This is a genomic window from Flavobacterium sp. J372 (assembly GCF_024699965.1).
Classification (GTDB): domain Bacteria; phylum Bacteroidota; class Bacteroidia; order Flavobacteriales; family Flavobacteriaceae; genus Flavobacterium.
The window spans coordinates 1,611,989-1,625,883 of the sequence record NZ_JAJOMZ010000004.1 but is presented as its reverse complement, the minus strand read 5'-3'; the positions used below and the strand labels follow the sequence as shown (position 1 = coordinate 1,625,883).

The 13,895-nt window shown below is 42.2% G+C and carries 10 protein-coding genes; 1 reads left to right on the top strand and 9 read right to left on the bottom strand.

Translation table 11 applies throughout. The annotated features are described in order from the left end of the window. Window position 1: 1 nt before the first annotated feature. Together LRS05_RS08070 and LRS05_RS08065 are read right to left on the bottom strand one after the other, a co-directional pair. Window positions 2-967 (bottom strand): DUF4861 domain-containing protein, encoded by a 966-nt coding sequence (locus LRS05_RS08070; protein ID WP_257867850.1) that lies wholly within the window; start codon window positions 965-967, stop codon window positions 2-4. Further along, complete coding sequence (locus LRS05_RS08065; protein ID WP_308224968.1) at window positions 967-1,905, bottom strand: alpha/beta hydrolase; 939 nt, start codon at window positions 1,903-1,905, stop codon at window positions 967-969. Before LRS05_RS08065 ends, LRS05_RS08070 begins: the two co-directional genes overlap by 1 nt. Before the next feature lie 191 nt (window positions 1,906-2,096). On the opposite strand from LRS05_RS08065, the gene LRS05_RS08060 reads away from it, so the two are divergent. Next, window positions 2,097-4,574, top strand: a complete 2,478-nt coding sequence (locus tag LRS05_RS08060; protein ID WP_257867848.1) for a T9SS type A sorting domain-containing protein — start codon at window positions 2,097-2,099, stop codon at window positions 4,572-4,574. Window positions 4,575-4,960: 386 nt separating this feature from the next. On the opposite strand, the gene LRS05_RS08055 is transcribed toward LRS05_RS08060, so the two are convergent. The 7 genes from LRS05_RS08055 to LRS05_RS08025 all read right to left on the bottom strand — a co-directional run bounded on the left by LRS05_RS08055 (window position 4,961) and on the right by LRS05_RS08025 (window position 13,889). Beyond that, window positions 4,961-5,776, bottom strand: coding sequence for a T9SS type A sorting domain-containing protein (locus LRS05_RS08055; RefSeq protein WP_257867847.1), 816 nt, complete (start codon window positions 5,774-5,776; stop codon window positions 4,961-4,963). A 185-nt stretch (window positions 5,777-5,961) separates the two neighbouring features. Continuing rightward, window positions 5,962-6,702, bottom strand: a complete 741-nt coding sequence (locus LRS05_RS08050; RefSeq protein WP_257867846.1) for a hypothetical protein — start codon at window positions 6,700-6,702, stop codon at window positions 5,962-5,964. Further along, window positions 6,644-8,899, bottom strand: coding sequence for a pectinesterase family protein (locus tag LRS05_RS08045; RefSeq protein ID WP_257867845.1), 2,256 nt, complete (start codon window positions 8,897-8,899; stop codon window positions 6,644-6,646). Before LRS05_RS08045 ends, LRS05_RS08050 begins: the two co-directional genes overlap by 59 nt. Window positions 8,900-8,936: 37 nt before the next feature. Further along, window positions 8,937-9,638, bottom strand: coding sequence for a hypothetical protein (locus LRS05_RS08040; RefSeq protein WP_257867844.1), 702 nt, complete (start codon window positions 9,636-9,638; stop codon window positions 8,937-8,939). A gap of 58 nt (window positions 9,639-9,696) precedes the next feature. Then, the gene (gene pelA / locus LRS05_RS08035) at window positions 9,697-10,773 is read right to left on the bottom strand and encodes a pectate lyase (protein ID WP_257867843.1); all 1,077 of its coding nucleotides are present in this window, start codon (window positions 10,771-10,773) and stop codon (window positions 9,697-9,699) included. Between the two features lie 92 nt (window positions 10,774-10,865). Beyond that, window positions 10,866-12,089 carry a glycoside hydrolase family 105 protein gene (locus tag LRS05_RS08030; protein WP_374707765.1) on the bottom strand — a complete coding sequence of 408 codons (1,224 nt, stop codon included), beginning with the start codon at window positions 12,087-12,089 and terminating at the stop codon, window positions 10,866-10,868. 12 nt (window positions 12,090-12,101) lie between these two features. Beyond that, window positions 12,102-13,889 carry a RagB/SusD family nutrient uptake outer membrane protein gene (locus tag LRS05_RS08025; RefSeq protein ID WP_257867842.1) on the bottom strand — a complete coding sequence of 596 codons (1,788 nt, stop codon included), beginning with the start codon at window positions 13,887-13,889 and terminating at the stop codon, window positions 12,102-12,104. Window positions 13,890-13,895: the final 6 nt, after the last annotated feature.

Sequence of the window (13,895 nt, the reverse complement as noted above, 5' to 3'; positions counted from 1 at the left end):
TTTATATTTTGCCGGCTTTGTTTAGTTCTGCCAGCTTTGTGTCAAGGTAATTATAAAATTCGGTTTCGGTAGTTATACCATTTTTTTCTTTTTCCCATGCCCCTAGAAAATAGAATGTTACCGGCTTTGTGGCAGGCTTAAAAATAAGCAGGTGGTCATGCGGGCCTTTTACCTGCTGTGATACTGTATTTGTCTCATAAAAAATGGCCATCCCCAGTTTATCATTATTAAGCGTCTGCATACCATACGTTGCAATATAGGCCCATTTCTTATTCGTGCTTTCTTTCTTTACCAAAGCAATATCTTTAAAGCTTACAATGCCTGTACAAATACCTTCAATTTTTTTAGAAGCCTTTATGGTATGTTTTGTGTAACGCTGCCCAGGGCTTATAGATAGCTTCGATTCAAAATCAATCTTGTCCCCTGCCGTCTGCCAGCCTTTATAACGTACTGTCACATCTGAAGATTTCGGGCTGTTATCAACCCTTGCAAAGGTTGAATCAACCTGGTTAAAGTGTAATACTTCAGTGCCATTATACCTTCCTATTGCGCCAATACCAAGCGATTTTCCGGCTTTAAGTATGTCCATACCCCAGGGGCTCATGTGGTGGTAAGACTCAAAACCGTCCAGGCCTACTTTATGCAGCACCATTGTGTCAGTTACTTTCCCGAAAATATCAATAGCATTTCGCCAGTCCAGATAAAGCCTGTAGCCCACTTTGTCTGACTCCCACCCCGGGCCTTCATAACGTATGTCAAAAGAATGATCGGTATGCTCATCAGCAACCCTTAGGCTGTTTACATTTTTAAAAGTGCCGCCTATATATTTGCGCCCTTCCCATTTACCATCCTCTTTTACTGAAATTTCAGCATAGGTTTTAGCCTGTTTCTTTTTACTTGTTTCCTGGCTGTGAACTCCATTGTATGATACCAGCAGGAGTGCTGCAATAATCTTTAATGTTTTCATTATTTACCTTTTAATACTTTATCTAAAAATTGTACCGACCACTCCACTATCTGGTCAAACCACGGGTCAAAGAACCAAAACGAATGTGGCGAACTTTTTATGGTTTTTACATCGCTGTAAATATTATATTTATTAAGTACAGCAATCATATCATCACGCCCGGCATGAAAGCGCGGCATGTCGGTGTTTATGAACAATATCGGCGGTGTTTTATCACCGGCATAGGTAAGCGCAGATGCTTCCTCCCACACCTCAGGCTTTTCCTCATATGTTCCGCCAAGCCACTGTGACGCAACTTTGCCCTCTTTCGATTCCGGATGGTGAAAGGCGAGTATGCCATCCATATTTATGATTGCATCTATAACATTATGATTGGGATAATTATAGTCGCCAGATTTGTGCCCGGCATTAGCTGTACCGATAAGCGCTGCCATTTGCCCGCCGGATGAACAGCCTAAAACTGCTACTTTGCCAGGGTCGGCACCAAACATTGCTGCGTTGGTTTTGATAAACCTTATTGCTGCCTGTACATCCTGGATGGCTGCCGGATAAACAGCTTCACCGGAAAGCCGGTATTGCACACAAAAGCATGAATATCCCCTTGCCGCTATCTCCTGCGCAAGCAAATTCATTTGTTCTTTGCTGCCTGATTTCCATCCACCTCCGTGTATTAATATCACTGCAGGGTAAGTCGGCCCTCCATTACTAAAAAATGCATCAAAGTGAAGTGCGCGGTTGCCTATTCGTTTATAAACTACATTTTTATTGACTGTAATCGACTTATCTTTTTCCCGCTTAGCTATCGTGATGAAAGGAAATTTGCGGATTTCTTTTGTATAAGTACTATGTATCGTGTAAGAAGTATCTAAAGCACTTTGCCCAGTGCAAATGCAGGAAAGTAAAAGAAGTATCGTTATAAAAAAGAGTTTGCAAATCATCATACGCAATCGATTACACAAACTTACTTAAACATTACCAATCTGTATTAAATCTTTTCAAAAATTATAATAAACATAAATTATATCAATATTTATTATGTTGTATGTAATTATTTTTCTAAAAAATATTGAATGATAAAAAATATAATTTAAATTTGTGCAATCGATTACATAATTATTACCTATATATCATGAAAAGATTTTTACTCTATTTGATTTTCTTGCTTGTAAGTATGCAGATACAGGCGCAGGTAAATTTTACACAGCAAACCGGCTGGCTCGAGTCGCTTTATGTTAAGTGGGCTCCCGTTGCTGGCGCTGACAGTTACAACGTTTATTATACAGGTGAGGGCCTTACCGATAAGCTTATTGATAACCAGCTTATCCGCAGTTACGGTACATATTATCGTGCAGACATCCTTGGATTAAAAGCAGGGAGCTACACAGTAAAAGTAGTGCCGGTAAGCGGTGGTGTTGAAGGCCCTGCAGCAACATCCGGCAGTATAACGGTGCTGCCGCATGACCGTACAGGTTTTGCGCACCACGGCGGCAACGTACCGGGAGGATACAATCTTGATGGCACGGTTAAAGCAAATGCTGTTATAATTTATATTACGCAAAACACTAAAAATACAGTTTCATTAAATGTTACAGGCGCTACTACCAATCCGTGTATTGGCCTGCAAAGAATACTCGACGGTTTTAAAAAAGGAAACGATAACAGGCCGCTTATTGTAAGGCTTATAGGGAACATTACTGATTTGACCTATATGCTGAACGGTGATATAGTAATTGAAAATAATAATAACCCTGCCGGGTCTATAACATTTGAAGGTGTAGGCTCTGATGCGGTGGCAAACGGTTGGGGGCTTCGTATAAAGAAAGGTACAAACATAGAGGTACGCAACCTGGGCTTTATGCTTACCGATGCAGATGAAGGTGATAATATTGGCCTGCAACAGGATAATGACCATGTATGGGTACACCACTGCGACTTATTTTATGGCGCACCCGGAGGTGATGCCGACCAGGCAAAGGGTGATGGCGCTATGGATTGCAAAAAATCAACTTACGTAACATTTTCTTATAACCATTTTTGGGATAGCGGCAAATGTAATTTACTGGGGCTTAACGAAAATACAACTGTAGGGCTGTACATAACCTACCACCATAATTGGTATGACCATAGTGACTCGCGCCACCCGCGCGTTCGTTTTTATTCAGCACACGTCTATAATAATTATTTTGACGGAAACTCAAAGTATGGTGCAGGCTCAACCGAAGGTTCGTCTGTATTTATGGAAGGCAACTTTTTCCGCAAGTGCAAATATCCGATGATGATATCAATGCAGGGTACTGACGTATTTAATGGCGCAAACGGGACATTTTCAGGTGAAGCCGGGGGCATAATCAAAGCTTTTAATAATGAAATGAGCGGCCAGACACGATTTGTAGCATATGATCCTGTAACCTTCCCTATTGAATTTGATGCCTATGTGGCAACAACACGCAATGAAATCTTAGGCAGCAATATCAAATCTAAACTTGGTAATAACACTTATAATAATTTTGATACTAACCCTGCACTCTATGTAAACAGTTTTGTGCCCGATGAACCTGCTGTAGCCAAAGACAAAGTTATGCAATACGCTGGCAGGGTATCAGGAGGAGATATAACATATACATTTAATAATGCAACTGATGACACTTCATCTGCCGTGCATGCACCACTTATGGCCTTACTTACATCATACACATCAGGGCTTGTATCAATCCAGGGTGAAGGCGCAACAGGCAGCTCACAAACACTGGCAATACCTGCCAACAATGAGCAGACTGTTGCACCAGGCAATGCTATTGCAAATATGGTATTTACCTGGGGAGGCACAGCTACAGACGTAAATGTGACGGGATTGCCTGCATCTGGTATTAATTTCACTAAAGACATGACAGCTAAAACCGTTACAGTATCCGGTACTCCTACAGCAGATGTAAGCTTTACGGTAACTACAACAGGCGCTACGGGCACACCGGTATCCGGTACGGGGATAGTAACCTTAGGCACGCAGCCTACCGGTGACCAGATTCATAATTTCACAGCATCAGGACTCAACAGTACATTCTATTCTTTCACGTCGGCTAACATGAATTCTACTCCGGGCAATACAACTTATGACGGACTGACTTTAACTGCCCGCCTTAAGATTGAAACAGCAACGGTAATTAAATACACAACTCCTGCGGTATCAACCCTCACACTGGTTTTTGATCCTACTTTTAACGGAACCATAAAACTTAACGGAACCAATTATACGGCATCAGCAGGTGTTGTGATAATAACATCAGTCCCTGCAGGTGAAAACACCATTACAAAAGGCGGCACTACAAACCTGTACTATATAAAAACTGCTTATGCGCCAATGAGCCTTGATGATAAAACTAAAGCATTTGTGAGCCTCTACCCTAACCCTGTCACAAACGAATTAAACATATATACAGGAGATGCCACAATAGAAAAAATTATGGTGTACAACCTATTGGGGCAAATGGTAAAAAATAGCACCGGCAATAATAAAAAACTTGATATGAATGATTTGAATGCAGGTACTTATCTCGTAAAAGTCTACACTGAGTTTGGTGTTACCGATAAAAAGATTTTGAAAAAATAGTTTCAGATTGTGTAATTTGTGAAGCCTCCCCGCAATTATGCGGGGAGGCTTTTTTATAAGTGACTTTTAGCAAAACATTCCTTTAGAGAAAGATTATTCTCCGGCTCATTTTACTTCTATGAGTCGATCTAAATAGCCCGTAGCGGATAAAATAAAGAAACTAAGCATATACTATTCTGTAGAATCTATTGCCAATGTAAGCTTTATAAAAAATTATGTTATGTAGAGGCTGTTGTAAACTATAAAGTATGAACTCAAATACATCATTAATTTACCGAACCATCAGCTGCCTTTATATAATAAAAAAAAGCAGCGGTAAAACCGCTGCCTTCAAAAAAACATTTATCAAACTCAACTTAAACTCTGTATTGAAATAAAACTAAATATTATTGAACCATTACTTTTACAGACTTACGGCCCTGTCCAGTTGTAAGATTTACAATATAAAGCCCCGTAGCTGAAAGTTCAAAAGCTGTATCAGACTCAGTGCTTAATGATTTTACAAGAGCACCGCTTAGGCTGTACACATCAACTTTTGTAGCTTCAGTAACATTAGCTAAAGAAACCTGCTTTTGGCTTCCGAAAACTTTTATAGCGTTTAGTGCAGTAAATTGCTCATTAGCCAGTACTATTGGTTCAGGACTGGATACAGTTGCGCCAATAACCTGAATTTTATAGATATTACATGCCTGGTCGCCAAATACATAAAGTTTCTTCGGGCCGCCGTTGTTGGCTGCAGTAATAATCCCGTAATCTCCGCCAGTATCAGTAGTTGTTGTAACCGAGCCAAGCACAGTAGCCCCATCTGTAACATAAACTGTGCGTGCACTTGAAGCTGATCCGCTCCTGAACCATACTTTAACAGTACAATTGCCACTTACATCAAAATGCAGGAAACGTTGTACAGGTGTTGCTACAAAGCCAGTGCTGCTTGTATACCCCGCACCATTTAGCTGAAAACGGCGTGCAGCGGTATAACCATCAGAAAATGCAGCGCTATTTGTAGTTATAGCTCCGAAATTGGTTATAGAACCAGATTCATTTGCGTACATACCCATATTATCAACCACAGAATTATTAGGGTATCCGGTACCTATTGGCCAATTGGCAGCATCATTGCCGAAGTCCCATGTTTTTTGGGCAGTTGCAACACTTGTGGCAAGTATTGCGGTTACAAAAAGTGAAAGTAGTTTTGTTCTCATAAAGTAAGTGTATTTGTATTATTAAAATTTAAATGTAATCGATTGCATAAAAGTAGCATTTTTTTTCTTTACACAAAAAATTTAGACATATTTTTTATGATTATTAAAAATATAACTCTTTAATTATCAAAAATGGCTGTCACAAGAATGCAACAGCCATCAAAAGATATTCCCCTAAAAAATATCTAGTATGTAATCAGCTTAACAGATTTCTGCCCGTCATTAGCCTTTATCACCGTAATCCAGATACCTGAAGGCATAGCAAATTGCGTATCGCTATCAATCTTCACAGATTTCGCTAAAGCACCGTTGATGCCGTAAACAAATACATCTGTTGATGAAGTTACATTGCTTACCTTAATGATATTTTTATAAGCAATAACATTTACTGCCGCAATAGGCTGAAACTTTTCATTACCCAATGCATCATCAGCTATAAGCTGCGGAAACGGATCCCAGCCGTCTGTACCTTTAGTAAAGTTAAATGTTGATATCGCAGTTCCGTCATTAAGTGTTGGCGTAGTGAGCAGCGTAGCCCAGCTTGCCCTTGACGGGCCATTATTTACACCCGAAACCTCAACAGTCCCATATTCATACATACCGGCAGATATGCCGCCAAGCGAGTTTTGCCAGCCCAAAGGCATGATTAGCGAATTACCAACTGAACCCGGATAGTCTGATGTTTCAACTGTTGTGTTGTAAAAAACAACCTCACTGGTATTTGCAGACCACGGGCGCCCGAAATAACCCGGCTTCGCCCTGTACATTGAAGCAGTTTCAACTTGCGGTATAGCTGTTGTAACGGTACATTCATACATTAGGTAACCCCTGCCGGAAGTTTGTTGTGCAGCGGTTATATATGACTGGTCATTGCTTTGGTCGCTTACGTTCATGGCAAGGTTTGATTTGTAGAATACTACATCCATCCCCCCCAAAAATATAATCTACTGCGCCCATGTAATCGCCTTTATAAACAGCTACCCTTGCTCCGGCGCCTCCGTAGAAAGAATCCTGGCGGCCAATAACGCGGCATTTGTTGAGTATTACTTTATCAGTATTATTAGCAATAGCCAGTGCCGCAGCACGCTCTACCATTGTACGGTTTTGCACAGATACATCACCAACTACAGTTGGCCTTGCGCCGGGGCTTCCGTTGGCCCACATCTGCACCACATCCTGTGCCTCTTTAGCAGAAACGTATTGGTTGAAAGAATTCTCAAAAATAATATTGTCAGCAATAAATCCTGACGCACTTACCACAACGGTAGCGTTCCAGTAAGAACCGTTGGTAGTACCTGCACCGGTATTCTGGTATGATGTATAGCCGTTAGCAGTATTAACCGCCAGTACATCGGCATTCCACTTCTGGTCGCTGCCCATGCTGTAATAATTGTAGCCATGCCCGTAATAAGATGTTACCCTAACTGCGTCAGGAGATATATCTACGCCTTTATTTAGTATGGCAGTGCTTGGTGTTGCTGACGCATTTTTAAGCGTTACATTGGCCTGGTTTATTACCAGCATTTCTTCATAGTTGCCCGGATCAATCATAATAGTAACACGGTCTGCCGCTCCCCTATTCATGTTTGCAACGGCGCCTAGCGCACCATTTATGGTCTGGTAATCTTTATTTATACCTACAGTAATTACAGGAGTGTAAGCAACAACAGGGTTTACCCTCACTTCGGTTAGGTATGATGTTAATGTTGACGGCCCTCCGAAAGTTATGGTTACATAGCCATCAGTTGTACCTGTGTAAATGTACTCTGCCTTTTCAACAATACTGGTACTATTGGTAGCAGTGGTTATTTCCGCCCCGCCTTCAATAGAGAAGTTGGCCGTGTAGTAATAGAAAACCGTAACTTTTTCACCGGCATGTACAGGCACTTTTATAGTAGCTGCTGTTTTGCCTGCCAAATGCCCCGATGCAGGTACTGTAGTAATCTGGCCTGTAAACAGCATACCTTTGTAAGATGCTGTTGTGCTGGTAGAGATTGCCTGATCATTGAATGACCATACCGTTACAGGCTTAAATGTTAGTGTTTTTGATGTTGCAGCATTGTTAACCACTAAATTAGATGTAAGTGCCAGTTCTACCGGATAGTTGTCAAGCCCGCTGAATGAAACTTTATATGTGCCGTTGCGCAATGATATTGCATTCAGGTTAGTAAAATTATAAACATAACCCGTTTCATTCAGGTTAGTAAATGTCAGTTGCAAATCAGCGCTTTGGGTGGCCGTAAGCCCCGTAGTATTTATTGTAACACCATAAAGCGGTTTTGGCGTAAAGGCAATGGCCGCAGTAGTATTTGCAGCAGGGATTGTAATTGTGTTAGCAGGGATTTCATAGTCATTAACCCCTTGTGCTGTAATAGTGTATTCTACACCGGGCTCTAACTGAACTGTATATGTTGCATTAGCAGTATTTACAACCGGCACCGGAACATAAACGGAATTTGAAGATGCAGCAGGCGTATATGTAAGTGCAAGGTTATCAATTGCCGTACCCAGGCCTGTGATATTGCCGCTAACGGTATATAGCGAAACGCCTAAAACCACAACGTTATGTGTTGTTGCCGGTGTAATGATTCCTGCAGTATTTAAAGTTTCGCCTGTAGTTATTATATAACCGCTGGCATTGGCTAAACTTAGTTCATAAGAATATCCTACAGGTATGTTCACACTGTATGTACCTGAATTTACAGCGGCTGTCCACGATTTTCCTGCAGCGTTGGTAAATACAAGCGAATAGCCTGCAGGTATCCCGGCAGCAAGTGATACATCTACCGTACCTGTAACATTTACATAGGTTGCAGCTTTTCTGTAAATCCTGTAGAAACTTACTTTTGACGATTGGTCAAATAAATAATAAACGCCTGACTGCTTTGCCACAAAATTAAGTTCTGATACTGCACCGCTGGCAGATGTTATAGCCGCGTTATCTGTCTGGGCCGCCGGGTTGGCTCCATACGCAAATTTGAGTACGCCGTCGGTATCTCCTCTTGCAATAACCTTCACTTCATCATCTTCCTGAAGGTTAATGCTAAGAAAGCGTGATGTTGGTAAACCTGCAGTTACAGCAGCTGCACCATTGCAATAAACACGCCCGGTGTGGGTAGTCACGCTGGCTATATTAGCATCAAAGCGGCTTATTGCCGTGTTAGTTGTACGCAGCCTGTCGCTGGCAGCTCCGGGTCCATGATAAATCGCCGGCCGTCCAGCTTACAGGCAGGTTTACTCCCGCTGTTCCCGGTGTAACCGACCCCGGATACCATGCATTTATTGCGGCTTCGTTCAATTTGTTGTTATACAAACTGGTACTGAGCTGTGTTGCGCCAAAATCCCACACATCTGTATTGGCAAATGTCATAGGAACAAGGTTTACCGCAATTGCGGGGGTGTAAGCATTACTGCCGCTAAAGGTAAAGTATAGCGTTCTGGCGCCTCCTACATAAGTAAATTCATAATATCCGGTCTGGTCTGCCATGCCGTTATAGGCATCCATATCAACGTCTTTAGTTCCCAATTCATCGCCGGTTAATGAGAATGCCCCCTTCATCGTCCCGGAACTGTGTACTGAGCCATAAAACCGGATGGTATTATTGCCGCTAAGCACATCTATCTCTAATACATTGCCCTGTTTAAAAGCAATACCATAACCGGCACTATGCCATGGGCTTGTAGCCGCCTGCGTACGTACCTTGCCATCCGGGCTTACTGTTGACGTAACAGGCGCCCATTGCACACCTGTGTTGGTAAATGTTGATTGATCCCCTAAATTATAAACTGTGTTTTGGGCACAGAGGATCACCGGTACACAGAACACAAGTGTGTAAATGAGTACTTGTAATTTTTTCTTCATAATTAGTAAATTAAGTTAAAATTATTGTAATCGATTGCACTAAAAAGCCCGAAATAAATTATTTCAGGCTGTTCTTCCACTTAGGGTATTTCTTTAAAACTTCTTTAGGCTCATTGCTGTACCATCCGTAACCGCTCCTGCGTTCATAGCCTATTTCTGCCATAGTTGGTTTTTTTACACCATCTCTGTCACAGAAAAAAGGCGTGTTATCATCAAGTTCCATAAACCTTGCCCACAACGGCTCCGCATTGGCATCCTGCACAACTACTTTGTCAGGCTTGCTGCCTTCTTTAGACGGTACACTTTCAATCTTTATACCGGTGATCTTTGTTTTTTCAAACCATGTAACTGCTGCCTCTACTGCCGCTTTTACTTCAGCCGAAGGATTTTCGATAGACATAAGCAACAGTGCTATTTTTGAAGATTCTTTTCCGCTTAACGATGGCAGCTCATACGCCCGTGCTTTTGCCGGAAGCAGGGTAAACTCATCATGCTGCGCACACCATGCCGTAAGCACACCATTTTGCCTGTACTGTGTTTTCAATATACAATCAACCCCTTTATCAAAAGCTTCAGCTGCCTTTTTAATTGTTTTATCACAAGGTGTAATAGAGTAAAAGCCTGATTTATCTTTTACTTCTTTTAATACCCACATTATACGTACCATACTGTCATCATTGTAAGTGATGTGTGTGTAATACCCTTTCTTGAGCGGATAATATTGCGGCCAGCCACCGTTTTTATATTGCGCTTCCATCAGGTAATCAAGGCCTTTAAGGAAAGCCTCTTTATACTTTTCTTCAGGACGCTGCTTGTATACTTTAGACAGGAAAAGCATCTCCTGGGTTGTTGCGCCATTATCGGTAGTACAGTCCTTAGGGCTCGATTTCAGGTCTTTCAGCTTTTTCTTATCAGCTTCGGTAAGCTTGTCCTGCATTTGTATGTTCTTTGGCCATCCGCCAATATAACGCTGGTAGAGCAATACATTCTCGGCTATCGCAGCAGCTTCATCGCTTGCAAACCATTTTTCATCTTTGCTCTCTACAATGCTTTTCCATGATTTGTCGTGCACCTGTGCAAGTACAAGCATAGGCATAATGAAGAAAACAAACAAAAGCTTTTTTCCAAAAGTCATTTTACTCATCTTTATTATCCGGCATTACCGGTAGTTGTAATTGTAATCTATAATTCTATAACGCACATGCAAACCACGTGCCTTCATTTTTATTAGCGGTTCAATTCAAGGGCGGCAAGTATAAAGGGGCCTGTAGCCTTTGGGTCATTATCTTTTTTCTTCTCGTTTACATAATATTCATAAGAGCCATCCCTGTATGGGTTTCCGCCCAGCCCGGCTACGGCACAAGCCTGCGTAATAGTTATCTCGCCATCAGGTGCTGTAACTATAAGTTTTGAAGTAAGGCCATCAAATGCCTTATTGGCAATCTTCCTGTACTTTTTATTAAGGTAGCCTTTGTTAGCTCCTTTGGCCATAGCATAGGCAAACATTGATGAGCCTGATGACTCCAGGTAGTTACCCGGGCTTCCGCCTTTATCTGTAACCTGGTACCAAAGCCCTGATTTATCCTGGAATTTTGCTACTGCATTTGCGGTTTCATTTAAATACCTAACCAGCTCTTTACGTTTCGGATGGTTCTCGGGGAAATAATCAAGCACATCAACCAGCGCCATCATATACCAACCCAGTGACCTTGACCAAAAATTGGGTGAGGTGCCTGTCACTTTATTAGCCCATCCCATCTCGCGGCTTTCATCCCAGCCGTGATATAGTAGTCCAGTGTTTTTATCGCGTGCATTGGTATGTATCAGCTCAAACTGGTGGGCTATGTCATTAAAGTTGTCGCCATTTTCATAACGTTTAACGTATTCTGCATAGAAAGGTTCACCCATATACAGCCCGTCCAGCCACATTTGGTCAGGATACACTTTTTTATGCCAAAAGCCTCGGCTCGCAGTACGCGGCTGTTCTTTCAGTTGCTTTCGGAGCGTTTCGATAACAGTGAAATAGCGGGGATCTTTGGTTGTATCATATAGGTTAAACAACAGCCTGCCCGCCACAACCATGTCAATATTGTAATTCTCAAACTTATATGACTTTATTTTACCTTCACTGTCTATTGTTGCATCAGCGTAGCCTTTTATATAGTCATAATATTTCTTATCGCCTGTTTTGGCATAAATCTTTTCGAAAGACGTAAGTACAAGCCCATGTACGTAATCCCATTTAGGCTGAGTTTTGTCATCAATCTGATACGCTTCAGGATGACGCTTCATGATTGAGAGCGCCATACGTTCAGACCATTTTAAATTTGTCGATATATCCTGCACTTGTGCTTTGCATGAAAACGTGCAAAAAACAACCAAAGCTATCAGTGCAGCCCTGGTTGTTAAAGAATTCTTAAATATTACCCTATTATAAACCGCCTTGTACATGGAAATTAGTTACTAGTAACCGTAGTCGTTAAACAATTTTCCGTTGCTTGCATCCAGAAAAACCTGCCAGATAGGCCAAAATTGCCTTTGGTCCGGATTAACGCCCGGCCTATAAAGCCCTGCAATCTTAGCATCCGATAGGTTGCTCCATGTTACAGAAGTCCATCCTGCACCCGGATTAGCGGTTTCGCCGTGATTCAAGCCGTAAATGGTAATTGTCACATTATCAGGGTTAAATTTATAATATATCGTAGTTGCCACATCGCTATATTCGCCTGTACGTTGTTGCAACCTTGTCATTTTAGCTTTGGCCTCAGCAAGGTTTTCGCCAAGCTTATTCCAACGGATTAGCGCCTGCTTACGCTCCATTTCACCTGTAAACTCAAATTTATGCTCATCCATAATTGCCTGGTGCATAGCTGTTTTACTACCCAATGAGTTTACGTAGGCATCCACCTTTGTGGCATGTTGCGCTGCAGGGAAAGCCCTCATACGTATTTCCTTTAAATACGGTGCTGCAGCACCCGGGCCTTCAAGTTCATTTGCTGCTTCGGCAGCCATAAGCAGTACTTCGGCATAGCGCATGTAAATTTTGTTTACACCATCATCATTGGTTGAGGTTACAAACCTGTTCATCCACTCATAACGGAATTTCCCAAAATACCATCTGTTAAGTGCGCCAGGCTGCTGCTTGGCAATACCGTTTACCGGATTTCCCCACCTGTAAGGTACACACGTTACATCACGGCGCAAATCAGTCACATCATAATCATAATACAGGTTTGGCAGCGGCCCTGCTACACCGCCCCTGTTACTGCCGTTGCCATGAAACTGGTCGCTGTTTGCGTGATTTACGGCAAATGTAAACAGCATCCTCCCGCGGCCCTCACCAAAAGGTATTTCCCATAGCGACTCACCTCCGGCACTTAAATTTTCCTGATTGTATTTTCTCCATAAACCTTCAAATGTAGGCTCAAGATGTGCGCTTCCGCTTTGTATGATATCACGGCACTCGTTCAATGCAATTGTATACATGTTTTGTACAGAAAGTTCGGGGTCGTTGCTCCTCCTAACACCATCAGGATATTGCTGATAACCGCTCGCCACAAGCGCCAGGCGTGCTCGCAGGCCTTTTACAAAAGCTTTGTTTATACGCTCTACAGATGTTGTTGCTGCGCTTTCATTAGGCCACGGCACCAATGTTGCTGCCTCTGCAAGGTCGGCAATAAGGCGTTTGTAAATAATATCCCTGTTGGACTTTGGCAGGTATACCGTAGCTTCTTCAATGGGTTCAAAACGTTCAGGTACATCACCCCAGGCGCGAAGCAAATCTGCATAATAAATTGCACGCAGGGTGATCGCCTCGCCTAACAAATAACCCATTTCATTATCAGGCGCGGGGTTGCCATATGCGCGGATGCCACGAATGCAAATATTGGCACGCTCAATACCTGAGAACATCATTGCCCAGGCATTATTTGTGGTATTCATCTCGGCATTATTCGGCTTGGCATCATATGCCACCAAATCAGATTTATCACTAACTGATTCAGACGAATTATACCATTCTGCATCGGTATTCATCCCATACCATGGTAGAAAACGCCCACGGTATGAGTTTGTTTCCCCAAAAGGTATTTTAATACCGTCTACAGCTTTTTGGGCCAGACCCGGGGTGGAAAAAATAACTTGTTCATCCAACGATGATTCTGATGGTGCATCCAGCGAATCGGTAAAATCGCTGCAGGACATAACAAGCCCTGCTAATATTATTCCTGCAAATACTTTTATATTTTTCATAGTTTC

Excerpts from the sequence above, each read along its gene's own strand:
- LRS05_RS08060 (WP_257867848.1), top strand. The coding sequence starts at position 2,097 with ATGAAAAGATTTTTACTCTATTTGATTTTCTTGCTTGTAAGTATGCAG.
- LRS05_RS08030 (WP_374707765.1), bottom strand. The coding sequence starts at position 12,089 with ATGTACAAGGCGGTTTATAATAGGGTAATATTTAAGAATTCTTTAACA.
- LRS05_RS08040 (WP_257867844.1), bottom strand. The coding sequence starts at position 9,638 with ATGAAGAAAAAATTACAAGTACTCATTTACACACTTGTGTTCTGTGTA.
- LRS05_RS08055 (WP_257867847.1), bottom strand. The coding sequence starts at position 5,776 with ATGAGAACAAAACTACTTTCACTTTTTGTAACCGCAATACTTGCCACA.
- LRS05_RS08050 (WP_257867846.1), bottom strand. The coding sequence starts at position 6,702 with ATGGATGTAGTATTCTACAAATCAAACCTTGCCATGAACGTAAGCGAC.
- pelA (WP_257867843.1), bottom strand. The coding sequence starts at position 10,773 with ATGACTTTTGGAAAAAAGCTTTTGTTTGTTTTCTTCATTATGCCTATG.
- LRS05_RS08070 (WP_257867850.1), bottom strand. The coding sequence starts at position 967 with ATGAAAACATTAAAGATTATTGCAGCACTCCTGCTGGTATCATACAAT.
- LRS05_RS08025 (WP_257867842.1), bottom strand. The coding sequence starts at position 13,889 with ATGAAAAATATAAAAGTATTTGCAGGAATAATATTAGCAGGGCTTGTT.
- LRS05_RS08065 (WP_308224968.1), bottom strand. The coding sequence starts at position 1,905 with ATGATTTGCAAACTCTTTTTTATAACGATACTTCTTTTACTTTCCTGC.